This window comes from Pedobacter frigidisoli, assembly GCF_032678525.1.
Lineage (GTDB): Bacteria > Bacteroidota > Bacteroidia > Sphingobacteriales > Sphingobacteriaceae > Pedobacter > Pedobacter frigidisoli_A.
Map to the genome: position 1 here is coordinate 117,856 of NZ_JAVTSE010000008.1, position 20,579 is coordinate 138,434.

The following is a 20,579-nucleotide window of genomic DNA, read 5'->3' on the forward strand; positions in this document are numbered from 1 at the left end:
TTAATGAATAACTGGTTCAATAGAAATGGCATCCACCTTGCCATTATAGCGTTTTTTGTAGTCATTACTTTTGCCTACTTCAGTCCTGTATTACAGGGGAAGGCACCTCAGCAGGGCGATGTTTTGCAGGCTAAAGCCATGCAGAAAGAAATTATGGATGTGAAGGAAGCCACTGGAAAAGGTCCGCTATGGACTAACCAGATGTTTGGCGGGATGCCGGCCTACCAGATCTGGGTGCAGTATCCGCTTAACATTACCACCTATGGTATTGATGTAATTAAAGGTGTTTTTCCCGATCCGGTTGGAACGGTTTTAGTTTACCTCCTTGGCGGTTATTTATTGTTCTGCGTACTCCGGATTAACCCCTGGCTGGCTGCGGCAGGAGCCATTGCGTTTGCATTTACTTCCTATAACTTTATCATTATCGCCGCAGGTCACAGCAATAAAGCGCTGGCGATCGGCTTTTTTGCGCCGATTCTGGCCGCTATTATCCTTACATTAAGAGGCCGTTATCTGGTTGGCGGAAGTTTACTCGCCTTGTTCATGGCACTGGAAATCCGTTCCAACCACATCCAGATGACCTATTATCTGTTCATCGCGTTATTCATCCTGGCTTGTATCGAACTTTACCATGCCATAAAAGCAAAACAGCTGGCCACATTTGGTAAGTCTATTGCCTATATCGTTGCAGGTCTTTTCCTTGCCGTTCTGGTAAATGCAGGTACCTTGTGGACAACCTATGAATATGGAAAAGAAACCATCCGTGGAAAGTCTAATTTAACCACTGATAAAGCTGAGCCTGCGAACGGTTTAGATAAAGATTATGCTTATCAATGGAGCCAGGGTGTTGGCGAAAGCTTCTCTTTTCTGATTCCCGATATTTATGGCGGTGCCAGCAGCATCGATGAAATGATCAAGCCGGAGAGCAATACCTATAAAGCGGTTGAGAAAAACCTTCAGGGAGTAGATCCTCGTCAGGCTATTGGTTATGTGGCGCAAAACTTCGGTACCAACCAGTACTGGGGAAACAAACCCGGTACCTCTGGGCCATATTATTTCGGTGCCATTATCTGTATGCTCTTTGTATTCGGATTATTCATTGTAAAGCACCGCTGGAAATGGTGGATTTTAGGAACCAGTATTTTACTGATGTTCCTTTCCTTCGGTTCAAACTTCCCGTTAATCTCCGATATCTTCTTCGATTACCTGCCCGGGTACAATAAATTCCGTGCGGTAGAATCGATCCTGGCCGTTGTAGGCTTTCTGGTTCCTTTATTGGCTATTCTGGCAATTAAGGAAGCACAGGAAGGTCAGTACGATCAGAAATACCTGGTTAAACGCCTGACCTGGTCGGCCGCCATTACCGGAGGTTTTGCACTTATCGTAGCCGTACTGCCTACCGCGTTTTTCAGTTTTACCCAGGCCAATCAGGCGCAGATATTAGATGCCCTGGCACAAACCTTACAAAATAACCGGGGTGCTGCTATCGAAATATTAAATGGCGTAGTGGCCGACCGTGTCGCTTTGGCGCGTGCCGATGCTTTGCGTACCTTATTGTTTATTGCCCTGGGCTTTGGTATCACCTGGGCATTCATTACCAAAAAAATGAACATGCAACTGGCCTTCGGACTACTGGCATTTTTCATCCTGGTAGATTTATGGCAGGTAGATCGCCGCTATTTAAACAACCAGAATTTCGTAAGCAAGTCTGACCTGGCTAACCACTATCAGCCAAGAGATATCGATCCGCTGATTTCTGCAGATAAAGATCCTAACTTCAGGGTATTCGATTTATCACTGGGCGATCCGTTTAAAAGTGCTGAAACCTCTTACTTCCATAAGACAGTTGGTGGTTTCCACTCTGCGCGTTTAAAACGTTTTCAGGAACTGGTGGATAATCAGTTAACCAAAAGCATCAATCAGGATGTACTGGATATGTTGAATACCAAATACATCATTACTCAGGATCCTCAAAACGGTTCTTACAAAATGCAGCGTAACCAAACGGCTGCGGGTAATGCCTGGTTTGTACAAAGTGTGCAGTTTGCGAAGAATTCTGATGAGGAAATGAAAGCCATCAGCAGTTTCGACGCCAAAAAAGAAGCTATTGTAGATGAAAGTTATAAGAGCTTAATCGATACCAAACGTTTGGGTACAGGTATGGAAGGTTTTATCAAGTTGACCACCTACACCCCAGATCATTTAACCTATGAGTATTCATCAGCAAAAGATGTGATCGCTGTGTTCTCAGAGATTTATTACAACAAAGGCTGGAAAATGTATATCGATGATAAGGAGAAGCCATATTTCAGGGCCGACTACGTTTTACGTGCCGCTCAACTGGAAGGTGGTAACCATAAACTGGAATTTATTTTCCACCCAACCTCATACTATGCAGGAGAAAAAATCTCGCTTGCCGGATCCATCTTATTGCTTGCCGGTTTAGGTTTCGGATTTTATTCAGAAAACAAAAAGAAGAAAAAGGCTTAAACAGGCTTTAGTCCGAAGTCTCGGGCCTTCAGTCGCGTGTTCAATCACAGGAAAAAATTGAAAGTCCTGAGTAGCGGTGTTTAACATCACGCCTTACTCAGGATTTTTTATTTCCGCTTATTTTCATTGTTTAGTGATCCGGTTGCCATCCTACCTTCTACCTTCCTCCCTTCCATCCCCTCCCTTCCGCCTTAAACCCCTTTAACTTTCCTGCTAAAAATTTAACAGTCCCGTAACATTTGTTTGATATTCAATGTCTTACTTTTGTATTGTTAAATCAGATGCTATGCTGGAATCCTTTTTCGCAATTTGTTTATTGATTGTTATCCTTTATTTCTTCAGTCCTTTTGAGGTAAAACTTGATGAGGAAGAAGAGTGGTAAACATCCCCGTTTTAAATTAAACTGCTTGTTGCAAGCGGTATCAAAATCTTTGCCCCTAAAAAATCCCGGTTATGAGTAAAAGAAATGCTGATGTAGTCGTAATTTCCGATGTGCATCTGGGCACCTATGGTTGCCACGCCAAAGAATTGCTAAAGTATCTCAAAAGCATTAAGCCCAAAACATTAATCCTCAACGGTGATATAATTGATATCTGGCAGTTTAGTAAAAGCTACTGGCCGGAGTCGCACATGAAAGTGATCCGCAAGCTGATGAAATTTGTTTCAGAAGGCGTACAGGTACATTACCTTACTGGCAACCACGATGAAATGCTCCGCAAATTCGATGGCATGGAAATGGGCGGTTTCTACCTGCAAAATAAACTGATCCTCAACCTGGACGGTAAAAAGGGTTGGTTTTTCCATGGCGATGTATTCGACGTGACCATGCAGCACTCCAAATGGCTGGCTAAAATGGGAGCGGTAGGCTATGATACCCTGATTCTGCTCAACAGTGTGGTCAACTGGGTACTCACCAAAGCCGGCCGCGAGAAGATGAGTTTTTCAAAAAAGATAAAGGCCAAGTTCAAAGATGCCGTTAAGTTTATCAATAGCTTCGAACAAACAGCAGCTGAACTGGCAATCGAAAAAGGCTACGATTACGTAGTTTGTGGACATATCCACCAGGCTGAAATGCGCGAAATTTCTACCGATGAGGGAAAAGTAACCTATCTTAACAGCGGCGACTGGGTGGAAAGTTTAACGGCACTCGAGTATCACGACCAGCAATGGACGGTATTTAAATACAATCATGCGGATTTTATTAAAGATGAAACAGAAGAGGGAATCCTGTCTGATGCCGATGATTTAAAAAGTAAACTGGATATAAATATTCTTTTACAGAATATAAAATATGAAATTGCCCAATAAATTTAGATATTGGAGCATTAAATGAAAATACTTTACGCAATTCAGGGTACAGGGAACGGGCATGTGAGCCGCGCACGGGAAATTATTCCATTACTTCAGCAGTATGGTGAACTTGATATCCTGGTAAGTGGCACCCAGGCCGATGTAAAATTGAGTCAGCCGATCAAATACCAGCTTCATGGTTTCAGCTTTATTTTTGGTAAAAAAGGTGGGGTAGATCATTTTAAAACCTGGCTGAACATGAACCTTTTCCGCTTCAGGAAAGACATGAAACAGCTTCCGCTTAAAGAATACGACCTGATTGTTAACGATTTCGAACCCGTTAGCGCCTGGGCCTGTAAGTTGCAGGGGATCGATTGCGTATCGCTGAGTCACCAGGCTGCTTTTAAATCGAAGAAAGTCCCCCGCCCGCGTTCATTGGATTGGGGTAAACTGATCCTGAGCAGGTATGCACCTACTAAATACCATATCGGCTTTCATTTCGATCGCTATGATACCTTTATCCATACGCCGGTTATCCGTTCTGAAATCAGGTCCCTGGATAATAAAAACCTGGGGCATTATACGGTATATTTACCTGCTATCGATGATAAAAGACTGGTCAAATTATTTACCCAGCTTCCTGAAGTTCAATGGCAGGTGTTTTCCAAGCATACTAAAGTCGCCTACCATCATGAAAACGTGCTGGTAGAGCCCGTGAATAACGAAAAGTTCAATACCAGCCTCGCCACCTGCGAAGGTTTGTTTACCGGTGGCGGTTTTGAAGGCCCGTCTGAAGCCCTGTATCTGAAGAAAAAGTTACTGGTCGCGCCAATGCGTTTCCAGTTTGAGCAGCAATGCAATGCCTATGCATTGAAGCAGTTCGGCCTCCCGGTGATCTGGGGCAGTACCCGAAACTGGTTGCCGATTGTGAAAAACTGGGTAGCGCAACCTCAAAAACATGAATTCGATTTTCCGGATGAAACCGCGAAGATTATTGATGAAATGGTGAAGAAATATGCGAGAAAAGGTGAGAAGTGATACTTACTTGTCACTTTCAGCTTTTTATCTTTACTTTGCTTCCTCTTTAAAAAAGCATGATCAATCAGTTTAGAAAGCTCAACCCCATTAACATATTGCTGCTGTTTGCATATACAATTTTTATGCGAATAGCCATTTTTTATGAGGTGCCGCCACAGCTGAATTTCGATTTCCTGGAGCCCTTTGCCCGGCTGCTCATCAATATCGATCTCGACAATGCTTTTACCCCATCTACCAACATTGCCATTGCGTCTATGCTGGTTTTTATTCAGGCATTAATTTTCAATTATGTCGTAAACAACCACAACTTACTGGCAAAGCCCAGCTTTCTGCCGGCGCTAATGTTTGTTACCGGAACCAGTCTCTTCATGCCCTTTATGATTTTGAGCCCGGCGCTGGTGAGCAATTTTCTGCTGATCTGGATCATTGATAAATTCCTGAAACTGGGGAAGAGTGCCAATTCCATCACTACGGTATTTGATATCGGCATGATCATCGGCCTGGGCACGCTGGTTTATTTCCCTTTCATGGTCATGATGGTGATGATTTTTCTGGCATTGCTGCTGTTCCGGGCGTTCAGCTGGCGCGAGTGGGTTGCCGGCGTGACCGGTTTTCTGACCGTCTTTTTCTTTCTGGCCGTTTTTTACTACTGGAATGATAACCTAAGCCTGTTTTACCAGATCTGGAAACCACTGGGCAATAAATTTCCATCTGTTTTCAAAATCAATTATAACGATTATCTGGTGCTGATCCCTGTAGCCATCATCATCATTCTGGCATCATTACAGCTTCGCGAAAACTTCTTCCGCAGTTTCATCAGTACCCGGAAAGCCTTCCAGCTACTGTTCTTCATGTTCATCGTGGCAGCAGCCAGTTTCTACCTCAAGCCTGATTTCCGGACCTGGCATTTTCTGTTGTGCGTACCACCGGGCGCAGTGCTGTTAGCCTATTATTTTTCCAATGCCAAAAAGCGCTGGTTTTACGAAACGCTGTTCCTGTTGTTCGTGCTTTCGGTGCAGTACTTTCTTTTTGTTTAACCTTTTTTAACAAAAAACCAGGACGAAACTTGAAGAAGATTGATAGCTTTGTGCCATGAAGTTTGGTTATGCTGTGTTTTTTCTAAATTTCTAATGATTTAATAATTAGCAGACAGGGATATTAAGTGCATAAATTAAGCATCGATATTGGGAATTCATCAGCGAAGGTTGCCATTTTTAAGCATCGCGAAGTGGTACACCATCAACGTTTAACTAAATTGGGCATTCTTGATCTGGCACAACTAATCGAGAAGTTCTCTCCTCAAAAATCAATCATTAGCAGTGTGAATCAGGAAATTAAACCCCTGGAAGAGTATTTGAAAAAACATACACTTTATACGCGGTTTTCTACCCAGCTTAGCAACGGCGTAGAAAATAAATACCTTACTCCGGCAACACTGGGATTAGACAGGTGGGCAGCTGTTTTAGCCGCCCATAGCTTGTATCCCAATTCGGCAAGTTTAGTTGTCGATGCCGGAACCTGCATTACCTACGATTTGCTGGGCAGCAGTAAAGCCTACTTCGGGGGGAGCATTAGTCCGGGTATAAGCATGCGCTTTAAAGCCATGCACGAATTTACCGGCAGGTTGCCATTGGTAGAATGGAGTGAAAGAGACCAGATTGAGGCCGGAACCGATACCACTTCGGCCATGAAAAACGGCGTATTGCAAGGGGTAATAAATGAAATTGAAGGCTTTATCGCCCTAAATAATAGAAAAGAAAGTACTTTAAAGGTGATTTTAACAGGTGGCGACGCTAAATTTTTGTATAAGCAATTACAAAACAGCATCTTTGCCCCGCAAATTATTAATGATCCCTACTTAGTATTAAAAGGATTAAATGAAGCTATTGCAGATTAAAATGTACAGAAGAATAAATTATATTGCAGCCATACTCGTTTTAGTTTGTGGTTTAGGTGCCCAGGCACAGGTTACCACATCATCACCATATTCAAGATATGGATTAGGAAATATCAAAGGTTCGTTGCTTCCCCAGTTAAGGGCAATGGGCGGAATTTCTACTGCAGTAAATAAGGTAAGTGGTTTTAACTACATCAATATGCAAAACCCGTCATCCTATGCGGGCATCACTTTAACCACCATCGATATCGGTATGAATGCCAGCCTCACCAACCTGCAAAAAGGCAGTCTGAGTGAGAACAGCTTCAACGCTACATTTAGTCACCTGGCCTTTGCCACACCTGTAAGCAGGCACTCGGCCATCAGTTTTGGTATCCTGCCATACTCTGATCTGGGTTACTCTTACCGCAACAGAACCAAGGTTGATACTTCCACTGTAGATCAGATTTACGAAGGCGAAGGTGGTTTATCTAAAGCTTACTTCGGTTACGGTCACCGCATTGGCGATCACTTCAGGATCGGTGCAAACATCGAGTATATCTTCGGTAACCTGCAAACCACCAGGGCTACAGAATACCCTTACGATGCCACTTCCGTATATGCTAAATTGCAGAATAAAAACAGCGTGGGCGGTATCAACTATTCATACGGACTTCAATACGATTTCAATGTAGGTAAAAAGACCCTGGTTACTTTAGGTTATTCAGGAAGCTACAAAGGTAAAATCAATACCACCCAGAATTTCTATGCTACCCGTTACCTGAGAGATGCGAGCGGAAACGAGCAAACGGCAATCGATACCCTGAGCAGCGTGGATAAAGGATCATCAAACATCACTTTACCATTAACACATAACTTCGGTATTTCCATTCAGCAGAACGATAAATGGATGGTGGGTGCCGATTTCAGAATGAGCAAATGGTCAGCCACTTCTATTAATGGTACCAACCAGGGCTTACAAAACAGCTGGGGTGCATCTCTAGGTGGACAATTTACGCCTGATGCCTATTCATACAACAATTACATGAAAAGAGTAGATTACCGTTTGGGGGTATCTTACGATAAAACATATATTCAAATCAACAATCAGGATATTAAGCAAATGGGTGCTTCATTGGGTTTTGGTTTCCCATTGCCATCAGCAAACGGGGGTACTGCCTTCTATAAAATCAACTTCACTACAGAAGTTGGTCAACGCGGTACTTTAAACAATAACCTGGTTAAAGAACAATACATCAATTTCCATTTAGGTTTTACACTTAACGATACCTGGTTCCGCAGATACAGGGTAGATTAATGATCAGAAAGGCTTTTTTATATGGTTTAATCTTTGCCCTGCCTTTATTTCTGGCATCGTGTGGAGATGATGATTTAAAAAAAGCCGATGCTGTTGCTTCTTCCAAAAAAGTTAATGTTGCGCGCGACAGGACTCTGGGTGTTGATATCATTTACAGTGATTCTGCGAGAGTAAAAGCGCAGGGCTATGCACCCGTGCTTGATAAGGTAACTCCGGCCAACGCAGCGATTTACCAGGAAATGCCCAAAGGCGTAAAGATCGACTTCTATAACGAGAACGGCCAGATTGATGGTAACCTCGTATGCGACTACGCCATCCGTAAAGATCAGGAACTCAAAACCGAATTCCGTAAAAACGTAGTGGTGAAGAGCGCCAAAGGCGATACCTTCACTTCAGAAGAACTTATCTGGGACGAGCAGAAAAAAATCTTTTATTCCAATCAAAGGGTATTTGTAAAGGGCGTTGATGGGAATGTCGGTAACGGCATCAACTTCAAAGCACCCCAGGATTTTAGCACCTATGAAATGGAAACAGGTAGCGGGGAGCTGAACATGAAAGAGGGCGTGGCGCCTTAGTCCGAATCCAGTTCTGATACCTGATTCTGACTACCTGATATTCCTGAAAACTAAGCTCTTGATAAATAAAATTTTGTATTTTCTTTTTTAAGGCAAATTTGTATCTTGCGCCCTCTTAAAAAAACTAAATAAATTTATACAGTACAATATGGGATTAATGACATTTTTGCGTAACCGTGCAGGCTATATCCTGGTCTTTGCGATAGGTTTTGCAATTGTTGCATTTTTAGTAGGCGATGCAATTAACGTGGGTAAGCCTTTCTGGTCGGCAAATCAGAAAGTTGTGGGGTCTATCGATGGCAACGATATCAGTATCGACGACTTCGGACCGAAAGTAGATCAGGGTGTTAACCAGATGAAACAACAGTATGGCGGTAGTGCGAATGCACAAATGACTGCTATGGCTGTAGATCAGGCCTGGAATGCTGAATTGGGTAAAGTATTGTTAACAAAAGAATACGAGCGTTTAGGATTAACTGTTTCTGAAGATGAATTACTTGATTTATTGCAAGGTTCGAACCCAAGCCCTTTAATCAAACAATATTTCTCTAACCCTCAAACCGGACAGATTGATCGCGTTACGCTGATGAACTTCTTAAAATCAAAAGAAGCACAAGCGATACAGCAATCGAATATGTTACAACAAGAGGTAACCAACCAGGCTTTGCAAACCAAATACAGCAACCTGATTAAAAACTCTGTGTATGTAACTTCATTAGAAGCTACCGATGAGTACAACAACCGCAACAAACTGGCTAACTTCAAATATGTAAGCCTTGATTATACTTCTATTCCTGATGCTTCTGTAAAACTAACAGATGCAGATTACAGTGAGTATTACGATCAGAACAAAGCACGTTTCAATAATCCAACTGAAACACGCGCTTTTGAATATGTTGCTTTCAGCATCAACCCAACCAAAGAAGATTCACTGGCTGCAAAAGCACAGGTAGATAAATTGGCTGCAGATTTCCAGGTAGCTAAAAACGATTCACTGTTCGCAGCCATCAACTCTGATGTTAAGGTTCCTTTCACTTACCTTTCAAAAGGTAAACTGGGCGATCCGGCATTAGATTCAGCAGTATTCAATTTACCTGCAGGCAGCTTCTACGGTCCGAAATTATCAGGTAATTCTTATAAAATTGTTAAAGTGGTTCAAACGCGTTTCTCTCCTGATTCGGTTAAAGCGAGCCATATTTTATTAGATGCAGCTAAATTAGGCGGCGAAGATAAAGCCATCAAACTGGCTGATTCATTAAAAGGCTTAATCGCTAAAGGCGGTAACTTTGCTGAACTGGCAAAACAATACAGTGTAGATGGTTCTAAAGATAAAGGTGGTGAGCTGGGTACTTTTGCCCGTGGCGCTATGGTTCCTGAATTTGAGAATGCTGCTTTTGATGGCCAGGTTGGCGATGTTAAAGTGGTAAAATCTCAGTTTGGTGTACACATCCTTAAAATCGAAAAACAAATCGGTTCTTCTAAAGTAGCTAAGCTGGCTTACGTTGAGAAAGCACTTACTGCAAGTAGCAAAACCAAAGATGCCGCTTATAAAGCAGCAAGTAACTTCTTAAACGATGTTAAAGGAAGTGATTTTGCTAAAGTGGCAGGTGCTAAGAAATTAAAAGTGGCTCTGGCCGACCGCGTTACCGCTACTCAGGGATTCGCTGCAGGTTTAGATAACCCACGTAAATTAATTCAGGATGCTTACGCAGCAGATAAAGGTGATGTATTACCTGAAATCTACAGCATGAGCGATTCATATGTAGTGGCACACTTAACAGGTGTGAGTCCGAAAGGCACTTTATCATTGGCTGATGTGAAAAACGATATCAAACCGATGGTGATCAACAATGTAAAAGCTAAAACTTTAAAAGAGAAATTAGCTGCTGCCGGAAAAGGAAACTTAGATCAGATTGCAGCGAAAGTTGCCCGTCAGGTAAGTCCGGTATCAAACATTGTATTTGCTAACCCGGTAATTCCAGGTGTGGCACAAGAAAATGCATTGGTTGGTAGCGTATTTGGTTCTCAGCCAGGCAAAGTATCTGCACCGGTACAAGGCGAGCGTGGTGTATATGTGTTCTCGGTAGATGGATTTACTAATCCTGCACCAATTGCCAACATGTACAAACAAAAAGAAGGCATGTTGTTAAGCTTAGGTCAGCGTTCATTAGGCGCAGCTTTCCAGGCTTTACAGGATAATGCCAAGATAAAAGACAATCGTGTGAAATTCTATTAAACAGAAAATACGTAATTTTGTAACCGTTCCGAAGATCTTCGGAACGGTTTTTTTATTTACAGGCCATGGACATTCAGGAAAACATCATCAACAAAGTAGCTAACAGCGGTTTAATCACCTTAAATCTCGAAGACTTTTATCATAAAGGCGAGCGTGTACTTTACGATATCAAGGATAATCTTTTCCATGGTTTAATGCTGCGCGAAAAGGATTTCCGTGAGTTCATCAAAACCCACGACTGGAGCCAGTATCAGGATAAAAATGTTGCCATCTTCTGCTCAGCCGATGCTATCGTACCTACCTGGGCTTATATGCTGCTGGCCAATAAAATGAAACCTTATGCTAATGAAGTGGTATTCGGCACCCTCGATACCCTCGAAGCTGTTCTGGCCACCAAAGCCTTATCTAAAATCGATCCTCAGGCTTATGCCAACGAAAGGGTAGTGGTAAAAGGTTGTGGCGATATCGATGTACCGGTATCCGCCTATGTAGAGATCACCAATCTGCTTACACCAGTCGTAAAGAGCATCATGTTCGGGGAGCCATGTTCTACGGTGCCTGTGTTTAAAAGAAAGGATTAAATAGAAGGTTGTCTAAGCACCCTGCTTCGGGCGGTCGGTTATCCGGCATAGGCAATGATGGAAGGAGAAAACGTTAAAGCTTGAGCAGTTCTAATCGGGTCTTATCCTGGCTAAGGCTGCGCGTAAATGCCGATGTTCAATAGCCTCGATTTCATCGGCACTTGTGCAGCCGAAATAAAGCTTTTACGAATTTATCCGACATCAGTGCCAAGCCTTGATTTTTGCTTCTTTTCATCAAGGAAAAGGAGAAGGGGCCCCGGCGGCCTTAGCCGACACAAAATGTTCATTTTATTTTGGTTTACTTTTTGCATATCTTCATGCAAACACACACGCAAATGAAACCCATACTATTCATCTTCATCGGGATTCTCTTTAGCCTGACGAGTCTGGCGCAGGAGCTCCCCATTAAAAAGGAACCTGTATTTCAGGAAGGGGAGGTACTCAAGTACAAACTCCGCTACGGCTTCATCACCGCGGCCGAGGGTACACTGAAAGTGACCAACTCCGATCTGAAGTTCGACGGCAGGCCTACCTATAAACTCACGGTAGATGCGGAAACCTCCGGCACCTTTGATGTCTTTTACAAAATCAGGGACCATTACGACTCCTATATCGATAGAACCGATTTGTTGCCCTACTTCTACCAGGAGAACATCCGTGAAGCCAGCTATAAACGCCAGGATAAGGCCCGCTTTAATCAGGACGGTAAAAAAGTGGTCTCCAACCGGGGCACCTTTACTACTCCAACCACGCAGACCTTTGATCTGGTATCGGCTTATTACTTTGCCCGCAGTCTGGACATCAGCAAGCTGAAAGTGGGCGACAAGTTTAAGCTTAACTATTTCCTGCAGGATGAAATCTCCGCGCTCGAAGTGGAATATGTTGGGAAAGAAACCGTTAAAAGTAAGCTGGGAAACATCCGGTGTTTAAAATTTAGTCCATCTATTAAGCCTGGACGTATTTTTAAAAAGGATAGTCGTTTGTATCTTTGGGTCACCGATGATGGCAACCGTGTGCCTGTAAAAGCGCAGGTAGAAATCCTGGTGGGTGCGGTTACAATGGAGTTGAAATCGGCAGATGGGCTTAAATATGCTTTAGCAAAAGAATAATGATGATAGAAGTGGAACAGGTGCTGGTGCACGAAGATGTTTTAAAAGAAAACTTTGTATGTAATTTAAGCAAATGCAAAGGCATTTGCTGTGTGGAGGGCGATTCAGGGGCACCATTGGATCATGATGAAACCGCGATACTGGAAGAAATCTATCCGAAAATCAAACACCTGCTCCACGAAAAAGGCATCAAAGCCATCGAAGAACAAGGGACTTATGTGGTGGATGAAGATGGTGACTTAACTACGCCTTGTGTAGATAAAAATAAAGAGTGTGCTTATGTTTTATTTGAAGGTGGCATTACCAAATGTGCCATTGAGAAAGCTTATGAGCAAGGTATTGTAGAGTGGCAAAAACCGATCTCCTGCCATTTATACCCCATCCGCATCACTAAATATCCGGAGTTTGATGTGCTGAACTATGACAGGTGGCACATCTGCCATGATGCATGCACCTTTGGCCGGGAGCTAAAAGTACCGGTATACAGTTTCCTTAAAGGACCGCTCATCCGTAAGTATGGCGAAGCCTGGTACCAGGAACTGGAAAGTTCAGTTGCAGCGATGTAATCAACATCATTATCCATTCAATCACCCATTCAATAATCGGTCCTTCTCAACGAAAAAGGGCTATTCATCGATTTTTGTAACGAAAATATTGGTTATTAATAATATCTGTGTTATTTTAGCCATTCGAAAATCATTTAATAAACTGTGAAAAAAATTCTCATAACAGGTGGTGCAGGCTTTATTGGCTCACACGTCGTTCGTCGTTTTGTAAACAACTATCCACAATACGAAATTGTTAATTTAGATGCGCTTACCTATGCCGGTAATCTCGCCAACTTAACCGATATCGAAAATAAACCGAACTACCGTTTTGTTAAAGAAGATATCACTGATGCCAGTGCCATTTTCGAGTTATTCAAAAACGAAAACTTTGATGCGGTGATTCACCTGGCAGCAGAAAGTCATGTAGACCGTTCTATTGCAGATCCTACGGCTTTCGTGATGACCAATGTGATTGGTACGGTAAACTTATTAAATGCCGCACGTGAATCTTGGAAAGGTGCTTACGACCAGAAACGTTTCTACCATGTGAGTACAGATGAGGTATATGGTGCATTGGGTGAAGAAGGTATGTTTACCGAAACAACCGCTTACGATCCACATAGCCCATATTCTGCTTCTAAAGCGAGCTCCGATCACTTTGTAAGGGCCTACCACGATACTTATGGTATGGACTGCGTGATCTCAAACTGTTCCAATAACTATGGCTCACATCACTTTCCAGAAAAGCTGATTCCTTTAGCCATCAACAATATTAAAAATAACAAACCGGTACCGGTTTACGGTAAAGGTGAAAACGTACGCGACTGGCTATGGGTGGAAGACCATGCACGTGCCATCGATGTGATTTTCCACAATTCAAAAACCGGTGATACGTATAATATCGGCGGACATAATGAGTGGAAAAATATCGACCTGATCAATTTGCTATGCACCATCATGGACCAGAAACTGGGTCGTGAGGCTGGTGAGTCGGCTAAGCTGATTACCTATGTAACCGACAGGGCCGGACACGATTTGCGTTATGCCATCGATTCGAGTAAACTGCAGAACCAGTTAGACTGGGTACCCAGCTTACAGTTCGAAGAAGGTCTAGCGAAAACGGTAGACTGGTATTTACAAAACGAAGACTGGTTAAATAACGTGACTTCAGGAAACTATCAATCATACTACGAGCAACAGTACAGCGCTAAATAATGGAAATTACCGAAACAGGAATCAAAGACTGTCTGATTTTAAAGCCCAGGGTTTTTGATGATGCGCGTGGCTATTTTTTCGAAAGCTTCAATCAGCAGACATTCGAAGATAAAACCGGGCTTTCCGGTGCCTTTGTACAAGACAACCAATCTTATTCATCTTATGGTGTCATCCGTGGTTTACATGCCCAAACCGGTGCTTTCGCACAGGCCAAACTGGTGCGTGTAACCAAAGGAGAAGTGCTGGATGTAGCGGTTGATGTTCGTCCTGGTTCTCCGACTTACGGACAGCATGTGGCGGTACGCTTAAGTGCTGAAAACAAATTGCAGCTGTATATCCCCCGCGGTTTTGTACACGGCTTTTCGGTATTGAGTGAAACCGTGGAGTTCCTTTACAAATGCGACAACTTTTACAATAAAGCTTCAGAAACCGGTGTCATTTATAATGACACGGATTTAAATATAGACTGGCTGATTCCAACCGGAATGGAGTCGATCTCCGAAAAAGACATGCTTTTAAAACCATTTGCTGAACTACAACATGGGTAAAATATTAGTGATTGGTGCCGGCGGGCAATTGGGACAATGTTTAAAAACCGTTGCCGAACGCAGAGGCATTACCGAAATGATATTTCCTGCGGAGGCAGATGCCAATATTTTGGATCAGGAAGGCTTAAACAGCCTGCTTGAAAAAGAAAAACCAGCTTTCGTCATCAATTGTGCCGCTTATACTGCGGTAGATAAAGCCGAAGACGAAGTGGAACTGGCCAAAGCGGTGAATGAAACCGGTGCCGCGAATCTGGCCCTGGCTTGTGCAGGTCATCAGGCTACTCTAGTGCACATTTCCACTGACTTCGTGTTTGCCGGCAATGAGGTGAAACTACTGAAGGAAGATGACGAAGCTCTGCCGGTTAGTATATATGGTCAAACCAAACTAGATGGTGAAAAAGCGGTGATTGCTTTATTGCCGCAGCATTTCATTTTACGTACCAGCTGGCTGTATTCAGAATACGCCAACAACTTCGTTAAAACGATGTTGAAGCTTGGTGCCGAACGCGATGAACTGAACATCATTGCTGATCAGGTAGGTACACCCACTTATGCCATTGACCTGGCTAATGCCATTTTCGATATCATTGCTTCCGGTTCTACCGCGTACGGATTGTACCACTACAGCAACGAAGGAGTTACCAGCTGGTTCGATTTTGCCAAATCGATTTTCGATATCAGCAATACCGAGGTAAAAGCCAATCCCATTCCAGGTTCGGCTTATCCTACCAAAGCCACACGCCCTCCTTTCTCCGTAATGGACAAAAGCAAAATTAAAAGTACTTTTAATATCAGCATTCCTTACTGGAGAGATAGCCTTGTGGCTTGTATCGATAAATTATCTTAAATCTCACATCTAGTGTCTCAAATCTAATTTTAATATATGAAAGGTATAATCTTAGCTGGCGGTAGCGGTACGCGCCTGCATCCACTTACCCTTGCCTGCAGCAAGCAAATGATGCCGGTTTACGATAAACCGATGATCTACTATCCACTGTCTACTTTAATGCTTGCGGGTATTAAAGAGATTCTGATTATTTCTACACCACACGATTTACCGAACTTCGAAAAGTTATTGGGTGACGGTGCATCGCTGGGCTGTAAATTCAGCTATGCGGTACAGGCAGAACCGAACGGACTGGCGCAGGCTTTTGTGATTGGTGCCGATTTCATCGGAACAGATAAAGTGGCGCTGGTACTGGGCGATAACATTTTCTACGGAGATGGGATGTCGAAATTATTACAGGAAAGTGCTGATCCGGAAGGCGGCGTGGTATTTGCCTATCAGGTATCCGATCCGGAACGTTATGGCGTAGTGGAATTTGATGAAAACAAAAAGGCCATTTCCATCGAAGAGAAACCGGAGCAACCTAAATCAGATTATGCTGTTCCAGGTTTATATTTTTACGACAATGAAGTGGTAGAAATTGCCAAAAATGTAAAACCATCCCCTCGTGGTGAATATGAAATTACCGATGTGAACCGGGTATATCTTGAACGCGGTAAATTGAAGGTTGGCGTATTAAGCCGTGGCACGGCCTGGTTAGACACGGGAACCTTTGCCTCACTAATGCAGGCTGGCGAGTTCGTGCGCATCATTGAGGAGCGCCAGGGCTTAAAAATCGGTTGTATCGAAGAGATTGCTTATCGCATGGGTTTCATCGATGCTGAGCAGCTTAAAGCCATTGCCACACCACTGGTGAAGAGTGGTTATGGTGCCTACCTCTTAAAGCAAATTAAATAGCATAAAAAAATCCCGAATCATTCGGGATTTTTTGTTTATATCGTCGTTTCCGGATTACGAGACCGGCAGCTCGCTCAGTCCCTCTCTACCTTCCGCCTTCCTGCCTTCCTAATATCTGCTTTCGAAATCCTGATAAGCCAGCGCAATACCCTCTCGCAGGTCTATTTTATGTTTCCAGCCAAGTGCATGCAATTTGCTTACATCCATTAGCTTTCTTGGTGTTCCGTCAGGTTTACTCGCGTCAAATACCAATTCGCCTTCAAAGCCTAGTACATCTTTGATCAATAAAGCCAGGTCTTTGATCGTTAAGTCCTCACCCGTACCGATATTAATCAGATTAGGTTCGTTGTAATTTTCCATTAAATAATAGCAAGCCTCCGCTAAATCATCTGCAAACAGGAATTCACGCATGGGCGATCCTGAACCCCAAACCACCACTTCTTTTTCGTTGTTTACTTTTGCTTCATGCACCTTACGGATTAAAGCCGGTAACACGTGTGAATTTTGTGGATGATAGTTGTCATTATAACCATAAAGGTTGGTCGGCATTACCGAAATGAAGTTACAGCCATATTGATCACGGTAAGCATCACACATTTTAATGCCGGCAATTTTAGCAATGGCATAAGGTTCATTGGTATGCTCTAATGTACCCGTTAACAAGTAATCTTCTTTTAAAGGCTGAGGCGCCATTTTAGGATAAATGCAGCTTGATCCCAGGAACATCAGTTTCGTTACTTCGTTTACGTAAGCACTGTGAATCACGTTGTTCTGGATGGCTAAATTCTCATAAAGGAAATCTGCACGGTAAGTATTATTGGCCACAATGCCACCTACTTTAGCAGCAGCCAAAAATACATAGTCAGGTTTTTCTTCAGCAAAGAAATCTGCTACCGCTTTCTGATCACGCAAATCGAGCTCTGCTGAAGTTCTGGTAATCAGATTGGTGTAACCTTCCCTCTGTAATTTACGGTAAATGGCAGAACCCACCATACCCCTGTGGCCTGCAATATAAATTTTAGCGCTTTTTTCCAATGTTTTCTATTTACATTCCAAAAATACAATAGATTTTACAAACCAACGCGCTTGGAGTCATTTTTCCTCAGCTCCCACGGCCTTCAGCCTTCAAGCCTTTTTATATATATTTGCGCATCTATGAACGAGGAAAAGCAAATCGCAGTTATTGGTTTAGGTTATGTTGGTTTACCACTAGCCATTGAGTTTGCTAAACAATATCCGGTTTATGGTTTTGATATCAGTGCTCAAAGGGTAGAGGAATTAAGTCGTTTACAGGATGCCACCCATGAAGCTGACCTCCATGCACTTGCTCAGGTGATGGAGGCAAGGGCCACAACATTGGGGCTAACGCTTACTGCTAAGCTCAGTGATATTGCAACTTGTTCAATCTACATTGTTACCGTCCCTACACCGATTGATCAGCAAAAAAGCCCTGATTTAAAACCTTTGCTTGAAGCCAGTAAAATGATCGGGGGAATACTTAAAAGAGGGGATGTGGTGATTTACGAGTCCACTGTATATCCAGGGTGTACCGAAGAAGACTGCGTGCCCGTGCTTGAAGAGATATCTGGGCTAAAATATAACATTGATTTCTTCTGCGGTTATTCGCCGGAAAGGATTAATCCAGGTGATAAAGTGAACACCCTCACCAAAATTAAAAAAGTCACATCGGGCTCCACGCCCGAAATGGCAATCGCGATAAATGATTTATACGCGTCTATCATTACCGCTGGTACGCATTTAGCGCCTAGCATTAAAGTAGCCGAAGCTTCTAAAGCCATTGAGAATGCACAGCGCGATGTCAACATTTCCTTCGTCAATGAACTGGCATTAATCTTCGATCGGATGGAGATTGATACCACTGATGTTCTGGCCGCCGCTGCAACCAAATGGAATTTCCTGAATTATAAACCTGGACTGGTAGGCGGACATTGTATCGGGGTAGATCCTTATTACCTGGCCCATAAATCTGAATCCTTAGGCTACAAACCGGAAGTGATTCTATCTGGTAGAAGGGTAAACGATAACATGGGAATGTTTGTGGCCAATAAGGTCATCAAAATGATGGTGGTTAAAAACAAGGTGATCAATGGCGCACGCGTATTAATTTTAGGCTTTGCTTTTAAAGAAAACTGCCCGGATACCCGCAATACCCGGGTAATCGATATCTACAGAGAATTGAAATCTTTCAGTTTAAATGTGGATGTATATGATCCCTGGGCTAATGATATTGAAGTTAAAAAGGAATATGGATTCGAATTGATACCAGCCGATGCAATCAAAAGCTATGATGCGGTGATCCTGGCTGTTGCACATCAGCAGTTTCTCGAAATCGACTATGCTAAGTTTAAACAGGAAGGTGCCGTCATTTTTGATACCAAATCTTTTATACCACGAGAGCTGGTTGATGCCAGGCTGTAGTTTCTATTTCTGCTAATCGTGCCAACTTGCTAAAAATTTGTTTTTATTAAAATTAAAAAAAGGATCGGGCAGTCGAATACTTATTTCTTTTCTTCACCTGGATATAAGGTATTAAACTCTTCCGAAAGAAAATCTTCCAATTTCAGTCCATGATGTGCTAACAATGCCATCAAGGAACCAATTGTAATGTTGGTTCTGCCAGCTTCATATTTTCCATACTGAGATCGGTTGACGCCTTTTTCATAAGCAAAGTGATCCGGGCTTGAATAACCCTGTTTCTTTCTTAAAACTTTTAGTCTTCTTCCTATCTCGATCAACTTTTTTTCAATTGCTTCTTCTAATTTTTTATCTCTTTCAGCCATGAAATAAAGTGACCGAAAACAAAAAAATCCTCACACTCCATAAAAAGAGTATTTTTATTTGGAGTATGCTTTAAATGTTTTTATATTAGCATAAGAATCACTACGAAGCCATTTTTTTGTTGGCTATCTTCCCTATAACTAATGACATTGGAAAACCAATCATATCATTAGAATCACATCCCAGTTAAGACTGATTACTAAGTAATCAAAACAGATTTGTTTCAAATCAGAATTATTTATCCTGGCTTGACGAACATTTCTGTTCAATTGAAGGAAAGAATAAATAGAACAAACTAACTATGATATGAAACCGTCTACATTCTATGATTTTAACAGGCTTTATCCGTTGAAGCCTAAACAACCGAGCTGAGAGAGAGCGGGCAGACCCTGTCCGTCTTGCAGCTACACATTTTTGAGATGGTTAATGCTGTAGGGCGGCAGGGTTTTGCTTTTGATAGGTAAAGTTAGTTTAGGCTATTCAACTATTTATCCTGCTGACAATGCTGCAGAGATTAATTTAGCTCAAGCTAACATCGACTCCTTTCGGTATGCCTGGAAACAGGCTTATTAATCACTATTCATTTAAAAACTAACATGCAAAAAAATACATTTTTTAGCGTAGTGGCTTTGCTATGTCTAAACGTGACATCATCCAAACTTCACGCGCAATCTAAAAGTGGGCCTACAGTGGCAGTCGCCCCGGTTAAGATAGGCAGTATACTGCCTGAAAGTTTCTGGAAGCAAGAACATAACGTATACGAAAACGGCAAAACAAGCAAGCAAACTTTAGAGAAATACAAAGGGAAGTTACTCATTCTCGATTTTTGGGCCACATGGTGCAGCAGCTGTACTAAGCGGTTTAAATATTTAGATAGCATTCAAAAAGAGTATACAGGGCTGACTGTAGTGTTATTGGTAGATGCTAAAGACACCAGAGATACTCCAGAGAAAATCGCGAAGATGATGAAGCGCTTTGATGATCAGTTAAGCACCATCGTTGGCGATACGATTTTGACCCGCCAGTTCATCCACACTTATGTGCCAAATTATATATGGATTGCCGGAGGTCAATTTCTTGCTAGTTCCGGAAGTGAGTTTATGCACAAGGGGAATCTCGATGCCATCCTCAACCGTCAGCAGGCACTTAAAGACGGTGAGGCCCGCAGAGCAGCAGCCGTTGCAGGGAAAAGATAAGTTAAACACAAAAGAA

General features: G+C 42.6%; 19 protein-coding genes. 17 read left to right on the forward strand and 2 right to left on the reverse strand.

The window, feature by feature from the left end; all coding sequences use genetic code 11:
* Window positions 1–3 precede the first annotated feature (3 nt).
* The 15 genes from R2Q80_RS19295 (at window position 4) to rfbA (ending at window position 16,568) form a co-directional block, all read left to right on the forward strand.
* Window positions 4–2,490, forward strand: coding sequence for a YfhO family protein (locus R2Q80_RS19295; protein ID WP_316801170.1), 2,487 nt, complete (start codon window positions 4–6; stop codon window positions 2,488–2,490).
* A gap of 453 nt (window positions 2,491–2,943) precedes the next feature.
* Window positions 2,944–3,798 (forward strand): UDP-2,3-diacylglucosamine diphosphatase, encoded by an 855-nt coding sequence (locus R2Q80_RS19300; protein ID WP_316801171.1) that lies wholly within the window; start codon window positions 2,944–2,946, stop codon window positions 3,796–3,798.
* Window positions 3,799–3,819: 21 nt separating this feature from the next.
* Window positions 3,820–4,818: a glycosyltransferase family protein gene (locus tag R2Q80_RS19305; RefSeq protein ID WP_316801172.1), complete on the forward strand. Its 999-nt coding sequence runs from the start codon at window positions 3,820–3,822 to the stop codon at window positions 4,816–4,818.
* A gap of 122 nt (window positions 4,819–4,940) precedes the next feature.
* The gene (locus tag R2Q80_RS19310) at window positions 4,941–5,855 is read left to right on the forward strand and encodes a DUF6427 family protein (RefSeq protein WP_316801173.1); all 915 of its coding nucleotides are present in this window, start codon (window positions 4,941–4,943) and stop codon (window positions 5,853–5,855) included.
* A 125-nt stretch (window positions 5,856–5,980) separates the two neighbouring features.
* A complete protein-coding gene (locus R2Q80_RS19315) occupies window positions 5,981–6,715 on the forward strand; it encodes a type III pantothenate kinase (RefSeq protein ID WP_316801174.1) in 735 nt (244 codons plus the stop codon).
* Window positions 6,696–8,012, forward strand: coding sequence for a hypothetical protein (locus R2Q80_RS19320; RefSeq protein WP_316801175.1), 1,317 nt, complete (start codon window positions 6,696–6,698; stop codon window positions 8,010–8,012). The genes R2Q80_RS19315 and R2Q80_RS19320 overlap by 20 nt, the downstream gene beginning before the upstream one ends.
* Window positions 8,012–8,587, forward strand: coding sequence for a hypothetical protein (locus tag R2Q80_RS19325; protein WP_316801176.1), 576 nt, complete (start codon window positions 8,012–8,014; stop codon window positions 8,585–8,587). Before R2Q80_RS19320 ends, R2Q80_RS19325 begins: the two co-directional genes overlap by 1 nt.
* A gap of 148 nt (window positions 8,588–8,735) precedes the next feature.
* Window positions 8,736–10,823, forward strand: a complete 2,088-nt coding sequence (locus R2Q80_RS19330) for a SurA N-terminal domain-containing protein (protein ID WP_316801177.1) — start codon at window positions 8,736–8,738, stop codon at window positions 10,821–10,823.
* 65 nt (window positions 10,824–10,888) lie between these two features.
* The gene (locus R2Q80_RS19335) at window positions 10,889–11,404 is read left to right on the forward strand and encodes a DUF2480 family protein (RefSeq protein WP_316801178.1); all 516 of its coding nucleotides are present in this window, start codon (window positions 10,889–10,891) and stop codon (window positions 11,402–11,404) included.
* Window positions 11,405–11,739: 335 nt separating this feature from the next.
* A complete protein-coding gene (locus R2Q80_RS19340) occupies window positions 11,740–12,513 on the forward strand; it encodes a DUF3108 domain-containing protein (RefSeq protein WP_316801179.1) in 774 nt (257 codons plus the stop codon).
* 2 nt (window positions 12,514–12,515) lie between these two features.
* Window positions 12,516–13,079, forward strand: a complete 564-nt coding sequence (locus R2Q80_RS19345; protein WP_316801230.1) for a DUF3109 family protein — start codon at window positions 12,516–12,518, stop codon at window positions 13,077–13,079.
* A 144-nt stretch (window positions 13,080–13,223) separates the two neighbouring features.
* On the forward strand, window positions 13,224–14,276 hold the full coding sequence (rfbB, locus tag R2Q80_RS19350; protein ID WP_316801180.1) for a dTDP-glucose 4,6-dehydratase: 1,053 nt from the start codon (window positions 13,224–13,226) through the stop codon (window positions 14,274–14,276).
* Window positions 14,276–14,824: a dTDP-4-dehydrorhamnose 3,5-epimerase gene (gene rfbC / locus R2Q80_RS19355; RefSeq protein ID WP_316801181.1), complete on the forward strand. Its 549-nt coding sequence runs from the start codon at window positions 14,276–14,278 to the stop codon at window positions 14,822–14,824. Before rfbB ends, rfbC begins: the two co-directional genes overlap by 1 nt.
* Window positions 14,817–15,671, forward strand: a complete 855-nt coding sequence (gene rfbD, locus R2Q80_RS19360) for a dTDP-4-dehydrorhamnose reductase (RefSeq protein WP_316801182.1) — start codon at window positions 14,817–14,819, stop codon at window positions 15,669–15,671. Before rfbC ends, rfbD begins: the two co-directional genes overlap by 8 nt.
* A 36-nt stretch (window positions 15,672–15,707) precedes the next feature.
* The gene (rfbA, locus tag R2Q80_RS19365; protein WP_316801183.1) at window positions 15,708–16,568 is read left to right on the forward strand and encodes a glucose-1-phosphate thymidylyltransferase RfbA; all 861 of its coding nucleotides are present in this window, start codon (window positions 15,708–15,710) and stop codon (window positions 16,566–16,568) included.
* A gap of 108 nt (window positions 16,569–16,676) precedes the next feature.
* Here the strand turns inward: rfbA and R2Q80_RS19370 are convergent, their stop codons facing one another.
* Window positions 16,677–17,603, reverse strand: a complete 927-nt coding sequence (locus tag R2Q80_RS19370) for a GDP-L-fucose synthase (RefSeq protein ID WP_316801184.1) — start codon at window positions 17,601–17,603, stop codon at window positions 16,677–16,679.
* 120 nt (window positions 17,604–17,723) lie between these two features.
* On the opposite strand from R2Q80_RS19370, the gene R2Q80_RS19375 reads away from it, so the two are divergent.
* Window positions 17,724–19,007, forward strand: a complete 1,284-nt coding sequence (locus R2Q80_RS19375) for a nucleotide sugar dehydrogenase (protein WP_316801185.1) — start codon at window positions 17,724–17,726, stop codon at window positions 19,005–19,007.
* Between the two features lie 80 nt (window positions 19,008–19,087).
* Here the strand turns inward: R2Q80_RS19375 and R2Q80_RS19380 are convergent, their stop codons facing one another.
* The gene (locus R2Q80_RS19380) at window positions 19,088–19,369 is read right to left on the reverse strand and encodes a helix-turn-helix transcriptional regulator (RefSeq protein ID WP_316801186.1); all 282 of its coding nucleotides are present in this window, start codon (window positions 19,367–19,369) and stop codon (window positions 19,088–19,090) included.
* A gap of 594 nt (window positions 19,370–19,963) precedes the next feature.
* On the opposite strand from R2Q80_RS19380, the gene R2Q80_RS19385 reads away from it, so the two are divergent.
* Window positions 19,964–20,563: a TlpA disulfide reductase family protein gene (locus R2Q80_RS19385; RefSeq protein WP_316801187.1), complete on the forward strand. Its 600-nt coding sequence runs from the start codon at window positions 19,964–19,966 to the stop codon at window positions 20,561–20,563.
* Window positions 20,564–20,579 lie beyond the last annotated feature (16 nt).